We start from the raw sequence: 18628 nt of genomic DNA on the forward strand, positions 1-18628 counted from the left end.
GAAGCATATGAGAGTATTTATGAACCATAGCATCGGCTTTTTACTTCTTGCCCTGTTTTGTACGTCCCATAGTTTTGGGCAAAAGGAACCCCAGTATACACAGTACATGTATAATATAGGCAGTTTTAATCCAGCTTATGTGGGGTCCGTGGAGTCCACCGAGATTATGGGCCTTTATAGGGCTCAATGGATTGATATTGAGGGTGCCCCACGGACCATCCGTTTTGGAACCAATATTCCGTTGGCCAATGAAAAAATGGGGCTAGGTTTTAACGTCATTAATGATGAGTTGGGACCGGTGTCGCAAACCTATATTGATATTGCGTATTCTTATCAAATTGCAGTTTCTGATGATACATGGCTGTCTTTTGGGATGGACGCCGGCGGTGCATTGATTGATGTGAATTATGCGGACGGCACTTTTCAAAATCCGGGTGAGCCGCTATTGTTCGGGGAAGAAATCAATAATTTTTACCCCACTATTGGTGCGGGGTTATTCTTATACGCGGAAGATTGGTACCTTGGAGCGTCCATCCCCAATTTTTTGACCAATGGTATTTATAATGATGAAGTAGCCACTTTGGTCGAGGATAAAATTCAATACAACCTTATTGCTGGTTATGTTTTTGATATTGGGGATAGATCAAAATTTAAGCCGGCCCTTTTAATGAATTATTTGGAGGGCGCGGGGGCTACGCTTAACCTTTCGGCTAACTTTTTATTTATGGACGCACTAACGCTAGGTGGGGCCTATCGTGTGGACAATGCCGTAAGTGGTTTGGCAGGGCTCCAAGTTTCTCCCGGCATGTTTTTGGGGTATTCCTATGATTATAACACCAATGGATTGGGAGAGTTTAACAGTGGTTCCCATGAAATTATCCTAAAATTCTTTTTAGGTAGGGGTGGGGATGGTTCCGGTTCCAATACTAGGGATAAGAATAAGAAATTAAAGGGCAAACCAAAGCAAATTGATAGCCCCAGGTTCTTTTAATCGTAAGATGATGAGATATTTTGTAGTGTCGATGTTTTTGTGCAATATGCTCCTAGGTTTTTCTCAAGATAAACCTTCCAAGGGAGATGCGTATTTTTTTGAGTATGCCTACCAAAAGGCAATAGACGCTTATACCAAGGCTATTCAAAAAGGGGAAATGTTGACTGATGTCCAAAAATTGAACCTTGCGGATGCCTATTTTAAATTGGAAGAATACGATAAGGCTGCCACGGGCTATTTGGCTTATTTTTCCAAGGATTCCATCCAGGACGATTTTAGACTAAATAGGTTGTTCCAAGCCTTGAAGGCAACCGTGAACCAAGAAAAATTTGAAGACCTTTTGCAGGAGAAAGTCACAACTTTTGGAACGGAATTTATGGAAAACATCAACTTTAACCGTCAAATTCTGGCATCAGAAGTTACAGACACTACTTTGGATTTTGAATTGTTTAATTTACAATGCAATACCAAACATGCAGATTTCTCTCCAACTTTTTATAAGGAAGATATACTCTTTACGAGCGGAAGGCCTTATGGAAAGCAAAAGGAGGCATCTGGGTATCTGAACATTTTTAAAGGGAAAGTACAACTAGATGGTCAAGTAGGGGGTGTATATCCTTTTGATGCCATTGAATCCTCTGATTTTCATCGGGCTACGCCCAATTATTCGGAGAAACTAAACAGTGTTTTTTATGTGTTGAGCAATACGGTTGAAGGTCAGTTAGATTATGATGAAAATGGCAAAAACGCCTTGGCCATAGGCATACAGCCCATTGATGGTGAATTCCGATTTCTATGGCGTGATTTAAGTACTTCCTTTTACTATCCTTTTTATGATGAACATAATGAACGCTTATATTTTGCGGCAGATTTTGGTACCGGTTACGGAGGAACGGATATTTACTACGTAAATACCAATAGGGGAACCCTTATGTCCGCCCCTGTAAATTTAGGGCCAAGAATCAATACACCGGGAAATGAAATAGCTCCGTTTATTTTTGAAAATAATATGTATTTCTCCTCCGACGTTTTCTATGGCCTTGGGGGTATGGATATCTATAAGTCCACAATGGATGCCAATGATAATTTTAGTATACCGGTAAATTTGGGAAGCACAATAAATACGGAAAAAGACGACTTTGGTTTTGTTATCAGGGATTTTGGGGAGGGCCTTTTGGGATATTTTTCTTCCAATAGGGCCGGAGGTAAGGGTGCGGATGATATTTACGGTTTCCGTGTGGCACAAAAGCCTGGAATTAAAACACTTGTAGTGAAGGGCAACATCACAAGAAGAAGCAATAGCCGGGAGTTAGGTGACGTAACCGTGCAATTGGGTAGCTCAGATGGTACACTTATGAAAGAAGTGGTCTCTAACCCAGATGGCAGTTACAGGCTTGAAATTCCCTGGCAGGAGTCCGTAGTGCTTAAGGCTGACCAGAACGGGTTTTCCGAGTATTCCAAATCATTGGACACTACTACTTTTTCAGATGAAGAGAATATTACCCTAGATATAGATTTGGTTGCCTATTCCGATATTGTTGAGGAAGTGGAAGGTCAAAAGGTGGTAAAGCTCAAAAAATTTTATTTTGAACGTGGTGGTGCAAAGATTACCCCAGAGATTGCCATGGAATTGGATAAGGTAGTGGAGGCAGTTAGCCTTTTTCCGCAATTGCAGTTGCGCATTGAAACCCATACGGATAGTCGTGGGGGCGGAGCCACCAACTTTAGGATTACACAGGCAAGGTCAGACGCCATTAAGGCCTACCTCTTAAGTAAAGGGGTGCCAGAAAGCAGCATTTTGTATGCCATTGGTTATGGAGAGGATAAAATCCTAAATAACTGTACCAATGGGGTATATTGTTTGGAGATGTTGCACAAACAAAATCAACGTTCGCTAATCGTTATTTTAAACGATAATGTCCTTTTTAATTAGGTCTAGGCAGACAGGGTACACTGGTCACAGTCTTTTACTTCTCCATAATACGTTTCCCTATATTTATGCAACGTGCGCACCGGAATACCTAAAACATATGTTTTTATGTAGGTGACCCTTGCCAGAAACATGCCCATTTTTTTGGTATACCGTCTTTCTTTTTTAGTTTTTCGTTTAATGGAAATTATTTTCATGGCACAAAGGTGTAAAGTTTGGGAAAGAAAGTCAAGTGAGCAATGTTAATTGTACCTTAAGCCATGAACCAGACCAACCAACAGTAATAGATGGCAAAAGCGCTTAAAAAGATGATGCCCACATAAGCCAGTATGCGCAACCATAGTTTGGGCCGCTGCTCAGAGTTAAGTTCTTTGGTGGTTACTGCCTTAAGGTTCATCCAACCAATGATTGGGGCAAAAACAAAGGACACAAAGGTAGCCAAGGCCACCAAGCTGCCCATATTTGCGCCAAAGGCATTGATAACGATCCAATTGATAAGTGCCAAGAGAAACACCAGATATCCAAACGAATTTGGATTTACCGGAATTTTGGATTTAGGAAACAGTTTTTTTAAAACATCCAAGCTTACGCGGGATACCGCATCATGGGCGGTCATACAGGTGCTGAACATGGTAGCGAAAGCGGCAATGGCAATGAGCAGATACGCCCAATTCCCCAAATGGGTGGTAAAGAGGTTCACCAACTGGTGGGCAAAAATAGCGGAATTACTACTTAATTCCGTGCTGGTGCCGTATAGGGTGTAACAGCCAATAATCAAAAAGAATACGGCCAATACCGAGGTGATGGCGTATCCTATGTTAAACTCTTGTAAGCTGGTCTTTAAGGTAAAGGCCTCCTTAGATGTGTTCATTTTTTCTATGCTCCACATACTTACCCAACCAGAGGCCTCCACTGCGGTGGGCATCCACCCCATAAGACTTATTAAGAACAGAACGCTGGGACCGTCAAAAACAAAGGAACCAAAAACGTGCTCCATTTCGACTACCGGCCCTTTTTTAAGTACCAATATAGTCGTCAGTAAAAGTGCCATAAATAATAGGGATACCAGCCATTTTAGTGATATCTCCAACAAACGGTATTTACCGATCACCAAAAGTACGCTAACAAACAAGAATAGGTACAAGGCTATGGTACTTGTGGCAATATGGTTCAGTTCCAAAAGATTACTGAGCAAGCCAGCGGTAACGATGTAAAGTGCTGCCAGAATGGTGAACACGCTAATCAGGGTGATAAAAGCATAAAACCAAAGGTATCCCTTGCCAAGTTTGTGATATCCTTCAATTAAGGTGGATTTTGTAGCATTGGTGTATCGAACACCAAACTCAAAAAATGGGTATTTTAGGAGGTTTGCCAGGAGTATAGGGACAATCATGATAAAGCCATAGGCCGCTCCAGCCTTAGTGGAGAGCACCAAATGGGAGGTGCCAATGGCCATACTGGCAAAAAGAAGCCCTGGACCTACTTGCCTAACAATAGCTTTGAGTTTTTCCATATAAAATGTGGCAAGAAAAGTAGCCAATTTTTAAGTTTTGATAAAATTGTATTTTTGCAAGGCTATGAAGAAAATAAGATACGTCTTTTTTATCAGTTGTACATTAGGTTTACTGCTGGGTTGTTCCACGGATGCGGAAATGGGATTGGAAGAGCAAATTCCCAATGAGATAGGCGTGGCCACTACGGAAATTGGGGATAGGGCATTTGAGCAAGCGTTGATTGACCTTAATTTTGATGAAGTTCTGGACGGAGCCATCGTTGATAGTAGGGTAAACAGCGTTACCAATCTCAATTTGGATGGTTTGGGCATCACGAGCTTGTCCGGTATCGAAGCTTTTGAAAACTTGGAAAATTTAAGTGTCCGAGGCAATCAGCTCATGACCTTGGATGTTAGTAGGAATTCCAAGCTTAAATTTGTTTGGGCAGAAGACAATCAACTTGCCAATTTAGTTGCCAATGGCCTGCCGATAATAGAGAAAATAGGCGCGGACAACAACCAGCTTAGTGTATTTAACCCAAGTGGATTAACCACATTGCAGTATTTGGGTCTGAGTAATAACCGTTTGGGTTCCATTAATGTGTCCAACAATTTGGCCCTCACCGATTTTTTTATCGCCGAAAATCCACTTAGTTGCATCCAAGTGAATCCAGAACAATTGGCCAACCCGCCTAGCGACTGGGACAAAGATGAAAATGATATCTTATCACTTGATTGTCAATAGGGCATCCTTGCCAATGATTAGGTGCCAGACATGGTTTCAGGAGTTCTTTTGTGCTTTTTATGTATCACTTTTCTAGTGTATGCAGGGTTGTGGTTAGTTGGGCAAAATAACGATTCTTTTGATTGGGCTATCAAGTTTAGGATAAAGCAGTACATGTCTTCTTCGTTCTGAAGGAATGGCAAGAATGGTTCGCTTGCTGAGGCGGAAGGCCCAAAATTCGTTTCACAGTTACTGCCTCGATAAAGAATGTCCTGTCCTTTAGTATTTGCATTGACTTTAGAGCCAGTTGGCTCTTCCCGTTCATCCCGTTTTTAGGTTGACTTTTTTTGACGTCTTTTATTTTTATAAAACTGTTTGTCAGCGATATAGATGGTCTTATGTACCTCGCAGAAGGTGGTAGTTTTTCCAAGGTCCTTTAGATGGGTCACTTGAACAAATTCAATTTCCCTTTCAAGTACGATACGCTTTTTAATGCTTTCCAGGTCGCTAGGGGTAACATGAAATTCTGCATATAAGGTTTGGGTACCAGGTCGTTTAAAAAAAATCTGGGCAGCCTTGTCCCAAACCACATAATCATCGCCCAACAGTTGCATGTATTGAACCATGGGTATGGGATCAACCGAGGCAAAAAGGCTGCCGCCAAAGATGGTGCCAACAAAGTTTTTGTTTTTATAGGTGAGGGGTAGTTTTACCCTAATGTTGGAAAGATCTGGGGAAACATAGATAATGCGGCCAGTTGTTCTCCTGTACATGGGCGATAAATTAAACCCATATTTAAATAGGACATGCTTTGGTACAAAACGTTCTCCAATTTTGGCAAGTTTTTGGTAAAAGGCCATAATTTAATTCGATATGGTGACACCACTAAGGCTGAATTTCCAGTGGGCTTGTTTGCATATTAAGGTTTGCTTCATAAGATATTCTCGCAGGTTGTCATTAGCTGTATTTACTCAAACATCAAGCTCAGAAATTCTGCTACGCATGCCGGCTTTTCCTGCCCTTTAATTTCTATAAGACAATCCCATGTGATCTTTACCGCCTTGGTATCGTACGGTTCTACAGATACAATGGTACAGTTGAGCCTAATTTCACTGTCTACCAACACGGGGCTTGGGAAACGTACTTTGTTAAGTCCGTAATTCACCCCCATTTTTAAGGAGTTGACAGTAACTAGGTCCATAAGCAATTTGGAAAGCAGGGCCACAGAAAGAAATCCGTGGGCAATAGGTTTTTTAAATGGCGAATGCTCCTTAATTTTTTCAATATCTACATGTAACCATTGAAAATCTTGTGTGGCCTTCGCAAAGTCATTGATCATTTCTTGGGTTATGGTCATCCATTCCCCCGTGGGAAGCCTTGTGCCCTCCATCTTTTTCAAGGTCTTTAAATCTGTTATTTTAGTCTGGGCCATACCGTGTTTTCTGTTTTTTTTATCAATAATAACTTTCCTTATCTGGCCATGCCACCATCGATAGTTAAGCATATACCCGAAACAAATCTAGCTTCATCAGAAGCTAGATACAGATATCCATAGGCAATGTCCAAGGGTTGCGCTGCGGTTTTTAGCGGAATACTGGCTTTAATTGCCTCAATTTGCTGCTCCGGTATTTTGGCTACCATATCGGTGAGGGTAAAGCCTGGAGCAATGGCATTGGCAGTTATCCCGTATTTGCCAAGTTCCATGGTCCATGTTTTTGACATTGCAATGACACCCGCCTTGGTCGCCGCATAATTGGTTTGGCCAAAATTGCCGCGTAGCCCCACATTGGAAGCAGCGCTTACGATACGTCCATACTGTTGCGCCTTCATGTAAGGAACTACTGCCTGCGTGCAGATAAAAACCCCTTTAAGGTTCACATCTATAACCGCATCCCACTCTGGGATGCTCATTTTTTCCAGTGTACGGTCCTTGGTAATCCCCGCATTATTGATGAGGATATCAATTTTTCCATGGGTGTTATAAACCGATGCAAACAGCCGGGTTATCGCTTCTTTATCAGTTACTGAAACGGAATGATAGCTTGCCTTACCACCACGGGTGGCGATACGTTTGGCCACTTCTTCTCCCTCTTCCAGCACATCAATGATGATGACGGTTGCTCCTTCCTTGGCAAAAAGCTCGGTAATGGCTTCTCCAATTCCCCTTGCACCACCGGTTACAATGGCTATTTTATCCTTTAGTCTCATGATGTTTTCTTTAGCTTTTATTTGTTTGCGCGATTGGTTTTTGTTGTTGGTTAGTGCGTTCCCGGGTTATCTCAATAAACGGTATTAAAATGCCACGGTTTGTTTGTCTAAATGAATCATCGTGTTCTTTTTAATGCCTTGCAGATTTGCTCCGAGTATTTTCAGCTTTATATTGATTTTTTGACATTGCATGTTTGGTTTTACTTAATTACAAATTTTTGTTTCCCCTAAGAATTTATCAACCTCTTTTTTTCTTGGCTAAGGTTTGCATGAACACCAATACTAAAAACCCTATTTTGTTACAAGAGGCTCAAATTCGTTCTAAACCCTCATCATGTTCAAATAGTATTTACCACAGGATAGGAGGTAAGGGCGTCACTTTTTTAGTTGGTTACACTTCAATGACCAATTTACCTTTTACTTTTCTTTCCATCATGGCTTCCAGGGCCATTGGTGCGTCTTCTAGGGAATAGGTCGCATCAATATGCGGGAGCAGTTGTCCTTTGGCTTGCCATTGCATTAAGGTTTTGGTATTCTCAAGGTTTTGCTTTGGGAATTTCATCGCAAAAGCACCCCAAAAAACCCCAACCAGAGATGCCCCTTTCAATAGGGGCAGGTTTAACGCTAGCTTAGGGATATCTCCTGATGCAAAGCCCACGACCAAGTACCTTCCGTTCCAACCCATACCCCTAAAGGCAGGTTCGGAAAACCTTCCGCCAACGGGATCATAAACCACATCAACACCCTTTCCCTTGGTAAGTTCCTTAATCGCTTTTTTAATAGGTTCATTATGATAATTAATGGTGGCATCGGCCCCATATTTTTCGCAGAGGTCCAATTTTTCCTTGGATGATGCCGCTGCAATAACGTTTGCACCCATGAGCTTGCCCAGTTCTACCGCGGCCAATCCTACCCCACCAGAGGCGCCCATAACCAATAGTGTCTCTCCTTTTTGAAGTGCTGCCCTATCTTTTAGTGCGTGATAGGAAGTGCCGTAGGCCATCATAAATGATGAGGCTATGGCAAATGACATGGAATCTGGTTTTGGAAAACAAGCATTTGAGGGAACTAAGACCGCTTCTGCCATAGCCCCATGTGCCACAAAACCAAATACCTCCATACCAACTTTGATATGGGTCACATTTTTACCAACAGCCATCACAATACCGGCAAGGTCACTACCGGGGGTAAAGGGCAGTTCTGGTTTAAATTGATATTTCCCCTGAATGATGAGGGTATCCGGAAAATTGACCCCGCAGGCCTTTACCTTTACCAAAACCTCATCAGGTGCAGGGGTTGGTTCCTTAATGGTTTCTAAGACCAAGGTTGATGGTGGCCCGTAGGTGTTACATCTAATTGCCCGCATCAATCCTCAATTACCTTTAATACCAGTTTCCCAAGCTTTTCTCCCGTAAAAAGGCGATCAAAAGTTTTGGGGAAGTTCTCAATACCTTCATAAATGGCCTCCTTGCTTTTAAGTTTCCCTTGGGCCATCCATTGCCCCAACTGCATGGCACCTTCTTTATAACGGTCTGCATAATCAAAAACCACCATCCCCTGCATGGTGGCCCTGCTGACCAGAAGTGCTAGGTAGTTGCTTGGTCCTTTTATGGCCGTTTTATTGTTATATTGGGATATGGCGCCGCAAATGACAATCCTTGCATGCATTTTTAGGCGGGATAGTGCAATATCCAGGATATCACCTCCCACGTTATCAAAATATACATCAATCCCTTTTGGACAGGATTCCTTAAACTTTGTTGCTACGTTGTCGTTCTTGTAATCTATACAAGCATCAAAACCCAGTTCATCCACGACATACTCACATTTGTTTTTTCCGCCAGCTATGCCTATGACTTTGCAGCCTTTGATTTTTGCGACCTGGCCTACAATACTGCCAACCGCACCGGCCGCACCGGATACCAGTACCACATCACCCTCTTTAATCTTACCTACCTCTGTGATGCCAAAATAGGCGGTCATACCAGGCATTCCCAAGGTTCCGATGTAGGTGGGCAAAGGTGCAAGTTTTGGGTCTACCGCGTAATATCCTTTACCGTCCGTAGCGGTATATTGTTGCACCCCACCAGTGCCGGCAACAAAATCACCTACCTTAAATTTAGTGTTATCGGAGGCAATGATTTCGCCAACAGATCCAGCTCTCATTACCGACCCAATTTCCATAGGGGCAATGTAAGATTTGGTATTGTTCATCCAACCGCGCATGGCGGGATCGAGTGAGATATAATGTTGTTTGATTAGGATTTGTCCTTTTTCAATCTTTGGAATTGGATTGCTCACCAGCTCCCAAGTGTCTGCTTCTGGTTTGCCCAAAGGGCGTTTTACAAATAATAGTTGTTTGTTCATAGTTATACCGATTTAATACTTCCCTACAGGGTAAAATAAGTTCTTTCTTCTTAGGTTACTGGCCGTTGTATCTACTAGTTTTTTGACCTCTTTTTGCTACTTTTACTAGGTATTGGTTTAAGCTTTTTTTTAACGTGAAGTAGCTTATCTTATGAAAAAAAGAAAGCACTGCGCTCTATGTAAACAGTCCTAAAGTTCGGTGGCCTCCACATATAAAGCTTAGTTTTTTCTCTTGCTAAAACTTTTTACATAAGCTTCCATTTTTGACCTGATTTCTGGCTTCCACCAAAGGTCTGCCGCCTCTTTGAGCGCGTTCCCAGAATTTGTATCCAGTTGGTCCCAAAGGTGTTTTCGGATTTTAGCTTTGGTGTTCTGCCAAATTTGCTGATCGGCACCTAGGTAAACGTCCATTTGCCTTTTTGATCGTGGAATCACCTCCTCCAATGGCACCAATTCATCTACAAGGCCCGCGTTACGGGCTTCCTTTCCACTTAATAATTTGCCCTCCAACAGGTATCGGCTCGCTAGTCCCTTACCCATCCAAAAGGCATAAATCTCCGTAAGGTTTTGACTGATTTGAATGTTGACCGCAACTTCATTTAGTCCTATTACATATTTTTCGCCCTGCGCCATGTAACGGTTATCCGCGGCAACGGCCAAAACACATCCGCCTGCTGGGGCATGTCCTGTTATCGCGCAAATAAAAGGTTTTTTAAACTGGACCAATTGTAGGTAGAGGGCTCCGAAAGCATTAAAAAATTGACTGATTTGCCCTTGGTTGTACCCAAACAATTCAATAAGGTCCAAACCTGCGGAAAAATAATGTGGCTGTCCGCAGAGGATGGCGCCCTTGGTGTCCTTATCATTTTCTATGGAGGTAAATACATCACTTAGTTCCAGCACCATATCATGGTTCAGGGCATTTACCTTACCTCTGTTCATTTTAACCACGCTATAGTCTTTCTCTTTAGTTAGTTCTAAATATCTCATAACATGTTATAATGAGGTTCCCCCATCTAGGGTTATAGTTTGTCCGGTTATGAATTTTGAGTGATCCGATGCCAACCAACAAATAGCCTCCGCTATTTCTTTGGCCTCCCCAAAGCGCCCCATTGGAATCATCCGTTTTAAATTTTTTTCCATAGTATCACTGCTGGCTAAAAGTTGGTTGAGTAGCGCAGAGTGGGTAAAGCCCGGGCAGACGGCATTGATCCGTATGTTTTTTCTGCCATACTCCAGTGCTGCCGATTTGGTCATCCCGACTACGGCATATTTACTTGCGCTGTAGGAAAGGTTGTTGCCAGATGCTTTTAATCCTGCAAGTGATGCAACATTGACAATGGCACCTTGGCCTTGAAGCATCATTTGCTGTAATGCGGTCTGCATGCCATAAAAGACCCCGGTTTGGTTCACAGCAATGACGTTATGCCAATCGTCATGATCGTGTTCGGCAGTTTTTAACTGGTGTTTGCCCCCAATCCCGGCATTGTTGACCATCACATCCAATTGCCCAAAGGTGGTAACCGTGTCTGTGACCAAGGCCTTGACTTGGTCAAATTGGGTAACATCTGTTTGCACCACAGTGGCCATACCACCACTTTTTTTGATATCCCTGGCCGTTAGCCCTGCTTGGTCCAAATTAATATCCGATACGATGACATTGGCGTTGTAAGCTGCAAACAATTGCGCCGTGGCCGCACCTATCCCGCTTCCTGCACCGGTAATGATAACCACCTTTTTTGTGAAGTCCATAAGCTGTTGTTAATATAGATGATCAATTTTATTTTTTTGAATGGCTTGCCAAGCGGTAGTACAACAAAGTGCCGACGCCTTATTAAGTTGGGCGAATTTTGGGTCTGATGTGTGGCCGTGTTGGTAGCGGTAATAAATTTGCTGTGCGATGACCGCTACTTTAAAAAGCCCATAGACGTAATAGAAAAGGATGTTATCTACCGGTTTACCGCTTTTTACCGCATACTGCTGCACTATTTCGGACCTTGAAGGGTTCCCGGGCATTACCGTAGGTGAGGGAAGCCCCTGCTTCATAAATTCTGGGTCTTGGGCCGTGGTCCAATAACCAAGGGAGGTACCCAGGTCCATTAGCGGATCCCCTAAGGTGCACATTTCCCAATCCAATATTGCGGCGATTTCCGTCCAGCCATTGTCCTTAAAAACTACGTTGTCATATTTAAAATCGTTATGTATGAGGCTATGGTCGTAATGTTTGGGTTGCTGCTCCTCCATCCACTTCATCACCTTTTTTGCTGCTGCCACTTCCTCGGTTGCCGCGGCAAGATATTGTTTGCCCCAATTGGTGACCTGTCTTGAGACATACCCTTGGGGCCTTCCTAGGTCTTGAAGCCCGGCTGCGCGGTAATCTATGGCATGCAGGTCTATAAAACCATCTAACCAGGTGGCTGCTATGGTCATGAAGGTTTCTGGTGCTATGTTTTCTGTTTTTGCACGTTTAGCGGTTAAAATTTCACCCGAAACGTGCTCCATAAGGTAAAAGGGAACTCCTAGGATGCCCGCAGCAGAAAATGCAAAAACTTTGGGTGTGCTTTCAAAAAATGGGTTTAATTGCTTTAATACCCGATATTCCCGTTCCATATCATGACCACGTTTAGGCGCTGAAAAGGGTGGGCGGCGCAACACAAATTCTTTGTCTTGGTAAGCAAGTAAGTAGGTGAGGTTAGAATACCCGTTGGCAAATTGGCGTATGTTCAATTCATCTTTTGTGCCACCTATTAAGTGGTGCTTAGCTAAAAACTGGATTATCTTTTCCTTAGGCAGTTCTTCTCCGGGTCTTACACTCCTTGTGTTACTGGTTTCTTCCATACCTTAACTCGTATACTTTTTAATGGTCAACTTCCCTAGTTGGCTCATATGTACTTCATCTGGGCCATCTGCCAACCGCAGCGTGCGTGCGGCGGCATAGAAATGGGCTAGGGGGGTATCATTGCTTACGCCCTGGCCACCTAAAATTTGAATGGCCCTATCAATCACCTTAACAGCCATTTTGGGGGCTACGATTTTGATCATGGCGATAAGGTCTTTTGCTTCTTTATTACCCAATTTGTCCATTTTATCCGCCGCGGAAAGCGTAAGCAAACGTGCTTGTTCTATTTCACACACAGATTGTGCAATATCCTGGCGGATACTGCTAAAAGTGTCCAAGGTCCTGCCAAATGGTTTTCGGTCAACTGTTCTTTTGGACATAATTTCCAATGCTCTTTGCGCCATACCAATAAGACGCATACAATGGTGTATTCGCCCGGGGCCCAATCTGCCTTGTGCAATTTCAAAGCCCCTACCTTCACCCAACAAAAGATTGGTTTTTGGCACACGTACCTGATCTAGCTGTATCTCTGCATGCCCCTCTGGGGAATCTGTAAAACCAAAAACTGGCAAATGTCTAAGGATGTTGACTCCTGGGGTATCCATAGGTACCAGCACCATACTTTGTTGCAAATGCCTAGGGGCCGTAAAGTCTGTCTTTCCCATGACTATAGCAATTTTGCAATGGGGGTCCAGGGCGCCAGAAGACCACCATTTTGTTCCGTTGATCAGGTAATGGTCCCCATCCGAAACAATGGAGGTCTCAATATTGGTAGCGTCCGAGGAAGCTATTTCCGGTTCCGTCATCAAAAATGCCGATCGAATACTGCCGTCCATTAAAGGTTGTAACCAATGTTGCCGTTGCTCCTTGGAGCCATATTTGGCCAGCACTTCCATATTACCCGTATCTGGGGGGCTGCAATTAAATACTTCTGACGCCCAAAGCATACGTCCCATAAGTTCTGCAAGTGGGGCATATTCCAAATTGGTTAATCCTGGGCTTAGTTTACCGTAGGATATAGGTAAAAAAAGGTTCCAAAGCCCGGCAGCTTTGGCTTTTTTCTTTAATTGTTCCAGACCTGGCCATTTGGTCCAGGCATTTTCTGGATGCTGATGGAATTGATTCACTTCCTCCTCAATGGGGAGGAGTTCTTTAGCCATAAAGGCCTTAAGCTTGTTTTGCAGTGCAATTGACTTTTCTGAGAATTCAAAATTCATAGTGCGTGTTTAGCCCGATATTAAATAACCACCGTCCGCAGCATAGGCACCACCTGTCATATAAGAACCGGCCTCTGATGCCAAGAGCATCACCAATCCGGCCATTTCATCCGGTTCTGCCATCCGTCCAAGGGGAACCATTTGCTCATAGCCTTTTGCCAATTTTTCATTGCTCCAAAGGCTTTCGCTGAATTTGGTCTTAATCAGCCCCGGGCAGATGGCGTTGCTGCGAATTCCATAACGTCCCCATTCTTTTGCCTGGTTTTTTGTCATCATAATCAATGCGGCCTTTGTCATGCTGTACAAGCCAAGGCCAAAACCCGGATGTAGGCCCTCTACCGATGCAATATTGATGATACTGCCAGAATTTTGGGCTTTCATCGCTGGCAGTGCCAAGTTGGAAAGCAGCCAAGGAGCTTTGACGTTAACATTCATTATTTTGTCAAAAACCGCCCCATCCGAACCTTCCAAAGGACCATAATAAGGATTGATGGCTGCATTGTTCACTAAAATATCAAGTCGTCCAAAATGTGCTTGGGTTTTCGCAATTAGTTCTTTGCACTGGGACGTATCCCCAATGTGGCAGGAAATCCCAATAGCTTCCAGTCCGTCTTTTTGAAACGTTTCTGCCACTTGATCTACAGCCTCCTGTTTACGACTACTGATGACTACTTTGGCACCTTGTTCTGCCAACCCCCTTGCGATAGACTTTCCTATACCCTTGCTAGATCCTGTAATGACCGCTACTTTTCCCTTGAGGTCAAATCGTTTTGTTATGCTCATAATTTAATTAAATAATCGAAGTTTGCAGCCGCCGTGTTGCGAATTGTTCCTTCCCTTTCGTATAAATCACTATTCATTTTCTTTCTGATGTGGCTAGGTCTTGCTTAGACAGGAGCTACTTTCTGTTTTACCTTATGGGCCTCTACTGCATTTTTAATAGGCTACCGATGTTCTTCTAATCCACTATTTTTTGGTGACATTTGTTTTAGCCAAGCCATATCATTTTCTTTAGTATTCGTTTCCGAAGACCTTTTGTTTGGAGCCAATGGTTAAGGCTTTATCATTCATGATGATTTCTGCCAATCCCGTTGTTTTGGGTAGTTCATAGGTGAAATAAAACTGCATGGCGTGAATCTTACTTTCATAGAAAGTGGTATTGTGCCTTTTACTTCCTGTTAGTAAAGCCTGTTGTGCCTCCCTTGCCATATCCAGCCAGAGCCAAGCAATTAGAATATTGGAGAAATAATCCATAAAAGGAGTTGCATCTGCTAGGAAACGTTCATAGTCCCCTTTTTGTGCATAGCCCAAAAGGGACTTTAAAATGTCCTGGGTCAGTTGGAGTTTGTCCCCTAAGGTATGCGCGTAGGCCTGCAGATTATCCATTACCATGGCCGCTTTGATGGTGGTTTTAATTTCATTGGAAAGCAATTGTAGGGCCTTCCCATTTTCCATGGTTATTTTTCTGCCAAGTAAATCTTGTGACTGAATACCGGTAGTTCCTTCGTAAATGGAAAATATTCTGATGTCCCTTAGGTATTGTTGCAAAATATAATCAGAACAGAATCCATAACCTCCTAAAATTTGTACTCCGTTATCCACGGCAACCCTTCCCATCTCAGAAGGATAGGTCTTCACGATAGGCGTCAAAATTTCAAGCAGTAAAGCATATTTTTCACGTTCCTCCGCATTTTGGAGCGATTTTGATAAGTCTTGATATTTGGAAGTCAGTAACACCAAACTCAATGCGCCCTCGGACACCACTTTTTGCAATAATAGCATTCGGCGTACATCAGGATGGTTTACAATTAAGGTTTGTTCTTGGTGTACATCTTTTTTGCCGGTGCTGGCAAGTTTACGGCCTTGTGCCCTTTCATGGGCGTATTTGAGTGATGCTTGGTATGCCGCCGCGCAGATGGCTGCTGCACCACGACCAACAGCAATACGGGCCCCGTTCATCATCAAAAACATATATTTTAGACCTTGGTGTAGCTCACCCACCAAATAACCATGACAATCACCATTACCCCCAAAAAACAAGTGGGTGGTACAATAGCCTTTTTGTCCCATTTTTTCAAAATCAGTCACGGTTTCAACATCATTAGGTGCTAGTTGTCCATGTCCATCCGGTCTATTTTTGGGGACCACGAAAAGTGAAATACCCTTTGTTCCAGCTGGCGCACCATCAATTCGTGCTAAAAGTAGATGTACAATGTTTTCCGCACCTTGATAATCCCCTCCGGAAATGAAAATTTTTTGGCCATGAATTTTGTACCGGTCGCCATCCGGTGTTGCTGAGGTTACAATGTCGGATAGTGAGCTTCCTGCCTGAGGTTCTGTAAGGCACATTGTGCCGCCCCATGTGCCATTGAGCATTTTTGGAACGTAGGTCTGGTTGAGATTCTCATTGCCAAAATGGGTGATAAGTTCAGCCGCACCAATGGTGAGGCCAATATAACCGGGTAGGTGGTTGTTGGCCGCTTCTTGGATGTACCCCAAAGCGTTCATAACGGTAGATGGCAATTGCATGCCGCCATCCTTGTAAGGAAATGCTCCGGCCAAAAGTCCCATTTCCCCGCTTGCTTTCATGTACTTGCTTACCTGCGGATGTACAACGATTTCGCCATTTTTAAAGTGGGCAGGATTTTCATCCATTTCCTTAAAATAAGGATACATTTCCTTATCGGAAAAATCCTTCACCGAATTAATCAATAGGTCAATGGAATCACTATCGTGATCGTTATATTCCGGTAGGTTTAAAATTTCTTCCAAATCATGAACCTCATTCAATAAGAATTTAAGCGTCTCTACATCTATATACTCGTTTGCCATGTTTCTCCCTTTAAATTAACCGTTCCTCAAGATACCATAAAAAGACAGGATTCGCCGTTAAACTGGTTTAAGAAAAGAATGTTGGATTGTTCCCATTTAAATGGATAAGAAATCCCTTATATTTAAGAAGTGGACATCAACTAGCTAAGCAATGGATGCTATTTCAAATGCCATACTTGCCCTATCGCTCATCATTATCATGTTTGGAATGGGCTTATCCTTGGGTTTGCGAGATTTTGCCGCTGTTTTTCTGAAGCCAAAAGCGATGGTTATCGGATTAATTTGCCAATTGGTGCTATTGCCCCTTATAGGGTTTGGCTTAATTTCCGTGTTCACCTTACAGCCAGAAATTGCCATCGGTATTGTTATTTTGGCCGCTTGTCCAGGTGGGCCTACCTCCAACCTAATCACACATTTGGCCAATGGAGATACCGCACTGTCCGTATCCATGACGGCAGTTTGCAGTTTTATTACCTTGCTTACCATTCCTTTTTTAATCAATTTGGGGTTGCAGCAAGTGCTTGGTAAAGGAACGTTGATTCAGCTAAACGTGGTCCAGACCATACTACAGGTCTTTGTCATCGTCATTTTTCCAGTAGCCTTAGGGATGTTGTTAAAATCTAGAAAGCCTAAGTTTTCTTTACGGATGCAAAAACCGGTAAAACGTGCATCTGGAATTTTCTTTGTGTTGGTGCTGGTAGCCGTTATCATTAAAGAGCGTGAATTGTTGTTGTCAAGTTTTGGTGAGGCGGGTTTGGTTTCATTCTGTTTAAACCTTTTGACGATGCTTACTGGTTTTGTACTGGGATATCTCTTTAAACTTAACCCAAAGCAACGTATCTCAATTACTATAGAAGGAGGCATCCAAAACGGAACCTTGGGCATCACCATTGCAACCATATTGCTCCATAATACTTCTTATGCTATTGCCCCCTGCCGTTTACGGCGTAATCATGTTCTTAACTGCCGGTGCCTTCATTTATTGGAGTAACCAAAGCCCAAACGTTTAAGGAAATAAAGAACCAAAGCTGTGGAAGTAAGAATTAGCCTTAGGACCTAAGAACGGGAGTTGGTAGAAACGCCAAAAACATATCAGATTGGGCTAAACACTTTAGAAAAGGATTGAACTAGCCTAAGCCGTAATGGATATTTTTTGGAAAATGGAGTATGGGTAGCGTGATTCATGCTTCACTTTTTCTTAAGCGTTTGCGGAGTTTGGATAGCCCTACGGGGGTAATGCCAAGATAAGAGGCAATTAGATATTGTGGCACTCTCTGCAGAATATCCGGTCTCTTGGTTAAAAGTCTCAAGTATCTTTCCTCGTTGCTCCTGTGGTTTAAACGGTCCACGCGGTTAAAGAGCTTAAGAAATGCTTCTTGCATGGATAACCTCCCAAAACGTTCTAATTGGTGTGATGCCCGAAAGGATTTTTCCGCCTCCTTTTTTTTAACGGCAAGCACAACGGAGTCTTCCAAGGCCTCCAGATAATAAGTGGTTGGACTGCCTTTTACGTAGGCAATTAAATCAGTGAAGAAAACGTCAGCGGTATAAAATTCCAACACCTGTATGTCACCCTCTTCCATTTTATAGTAGGAGATACAGCCACGCTCCAAATAGTAGAAAGTGTCCACAGTTTCCCCTTCAGAAATCAAACGGTCTCCCTTTTTAAGTGAAATGGTTTGGTAGAAGCTAAGGGCAAAAGCCAAAGGCTCAGCATCTACATGGGTGTATGATAGTATTTTATTTTTTATATTTTGAAGGGTATCGTTGCTCAATTTTTCACCACTTTAGCGCACTAAGATATGGTATTGACCACGATTTGGGCGCTCCACTAAGATAGTTGGAGTGTGCTCTTTACCATATTGATGTTGATGTATTTCCTGTTAATCCTTGCAGGAAGGAACCTAAGGAAAGAAAATAAGACCTTTCCAAATGTTCATTAAATTTGATATTGTCCATTCCTTTGGGCTTTTGCCATTACCTTACCGATAAAGTAAAGAAAAAACCGCCTTCAACGGAGTTAAATTA

Annotated in this window: 18 protein-coding genes; 4 read left to right on the top strand and 14 right to left on the bottom strand. The window is 42.9% G+C overall.

Annotated elements, in window-relative coordinates:
* Window positions 1-19: 19 nt before the first annotated feature.
* Together I595_RS12090 and I595_RS12095 are read left to right on the top strand one after the other, a co-directional pair.
* Window positions 20-991, top strand: coding sequence for a PorP/SprF family type IX secretion system membrane protein (locus I595_RS12090; protein WP_054559688.1), 972 nt, complete (start codon window positions 20-22; stop codon window positions 989-991).
* Window positions 992-1001: 10 nt separating this feature from the next.
* Complete coding sequence (locus I595_RS12095) at window positions 1002-2924, top strand: OmpA family protein (protein WP_054559689.1); 1923 nt, start codon at window positions 1002-1004, stop codon at window positions 2922-2924.
* 2 nt (window positions 2925-2926) lie between these two features.
* On the opposite strand, the gene I595_RS12100 is transcribed toward I595_RS12095, so the two are convergent.
* On the bottom strand, window positions 2927-3118 hold the full coding sequence (locus tag I595_RS12100; RefSeq protein ID WP_054559690.1) for a hypothetical protein: 192 nt from the start codon (window positions 3116-3118) through the stop codon (window positions 2927-2929).
* Window positions 3119-3174: 56 nt separating this feature from the next.
* Entirely contained in the window at window positions 3175-4461 is a 1287-nt protein-coding gene (locus I595_RS12105; RefSeq protein ID WP_316934164.1) for an NRAMP family divalent metal transporter, read from the bottom strand.
* 37 nt (window positions 4462-4498) lie between these two features.
* Between I595_RS12105 and I595_RS12110 the strand changes: the two genes are divergently transcribed.
* A complete protein-coding gene (locus I595_RS12110) occupies window positions 4499-5158 on the top strand; it encodes a leucine-rich repeat domain-containing protein (protein WP_054559692.1) in 660 nt (219 codons plus the stop codon).
* Window positions 5159-5469: 311 nt separating this feature from the next.
* On the opposite strand, the gene I595_RS12115 is transcribed toward I595_RS12110, so the two are convergent.
* The 11 genes from I595_RS12115 to I595_RS12165 all read right to left on the bottom strand — a co-directional run bounded on the left by I595_RS12115 (window position 5470) and on the right by I595_RS12165 (window position 16600).
* Window positions 5470-5997, bottom strand: coding sequence for a DUF4442 domain-containing protein (locus tag I595_RS12115; RefSeq protein ID WP_054559693.1), 528 nt, complete (start codon window positions 5995-5997; stop codon window positions 5470-5472).
* Between the two features lie 107 nt (window positions 5998-6104).
* A complete protein-coding gene (locus I595_RS12120) occupies window positions 6105-6569 on the bottom strand; it encodes a MaoC family dehydratase (RefSeq protein WP_054559694.1) in 465 nt (154 codons plus the stop codon).
* 38 nt (window positions 6570-6607) lie between these two features.
* On the bottom strand, window positions 6608-7345 hold the full coding sequence (fabG, locus tag I595_RS12125) for a 3-oxoacyl-ACP reductase FabG (RefSeq protein ID WP_054559695.1): 738 nt from the start codon (window positions 7343-7345) through the stop codon (window positions 6608-6610).
* Between the two features lie 391 nt (window positions 7346-7736).
* Window positions 7737-8711, bottom strand: coding sequence for an NADPH:quinone oxidoreductase family protein (locus tag I595_RS12130; protein WP_054559696.1), 975 nt, complete (start codon window positions 8709-8711; stop codon window positions 7737-7739).
* Entirely contained in the window at window positions 8711-9712 is a 1002-nt protein-coding gene (locus tag I595_RS12135; protein WP_054559697.1) for an NADP-dependent oxidoreductase, read from the bottom strand. The genes I595_RS12130 and I595_RS12135 overlap by 1 nt, the downstream gene beginning before the upstream one ends.
* Window positions 9713-9931: 219 nt before the next feature.
* Window positions 9932-10702 (bottom strand): enoyl-CoA hydratase/isomerase family protein, encoded by a 771-nt coding sequence (locus I595_RS12140; protein ID WP_054559698.1) that lies wholly within the window; start codon window positions 10700-10702, stop codon window positions 9932-9934.
* Between the two features lie 6 nt (window positions 10703-10708).
* Window positions 10709-11464, bottom strand: coding sequence for an SDR family NAD(P)-dependent oxidoreductase (locus I595_RS12145; protein WP_054559699.1), 756 nt, complete (start codon window positions 11462-11464; stop codon window positions 10709-10711).
* 9 nt (window positions 11465-11473) lie between these two features.
* Window positions 11474-12550, bottom strand: a complete 1077-nt coding sequence (locus I595_RS12150) for a phosphotransferase family protein (RefSeq protein WP_054559700.1) — start codon at window positions 12548-12550, stop codon at window positions 11474-11476.
* A 3-nt stretch (window positions 12551-12553) separates the two neighbouring features.
* Window positions 12554-13768 (bottom strand): acyl-CoA dehydrogenase family protein, encoded by a 1215-nt coding sequence (locus I595_RS12155; protein WP_054559701.1) that lies wholly within the window; start codon window positions 13766-13768, stop codon window positions 12554-12556.
* Window positions 13769-13777: 9 nt separating this feature from the next.
* Complete coding sequence (locus I595_RS12160; RefSeq protein WP_054559702.1) at window positions 13778-14551, bottom strand: glucose 1-dehydrogenase; 774 nt, start codon at window positions 14549-14551, stop codon at window positions 13778-13780.
* A gap of 228 nt (window positions 14552-14779) precedes the next feature.
* Window positions 14780-16600, bottom strand: a complete 1821-nt coding sequence (locus tag I595_RS12165; protein WP_054559703.1) for an acyl-CoA dehydrogenase — start codon at window positions 16598-16600, stop codon at window positions 14780-14782.
* A gap of 151 nt (window positions 16601-16751) precedes the next feature.
* On the opposite strand from I595_RS12165, the gene I595_RS12170 reads away from it, so the two are divergent.
* Window positions 16752-17591: a bile acid:sodium symporter family protein gene (locus I595_RS12170; protein WP_217997192.1), complete on the top strand. Its 840-nt coding sequence runs from the start codon at window positions 16752-16754 to the stop codon at window positions 17589-17591.
* Window positions 17592-17781: 190 nt separating this feature from the next.
* Here I595_RS12170 and I595_RS12175 read toward each other — a convergent pair whose 3' ends face one another.
* Window positions 17782-18375, bottom strand: a complete 594-nt coding sequence (locus I595_RS12175) for a Crp/Fnr family transcriptional regulator (protein ID WP_054559704.1) — start codon at window positions 18373-18375, stop codon at window positions 17782-17784.
* Window positions 18376-18628: the final 253 nt, after the last annotated feature.

The sequence above is a fragment of the Croceitalea dokdonensis DOKDO 023 genome, assembly GCF_001306415.1.
GTDB classification, from domain to species: Bacteria; Bacteroidota; Bacteroidia; order Flavobacteriales; family Flavobacteriaceae; genus Croceitalea; species Croceitalea dokdonensis.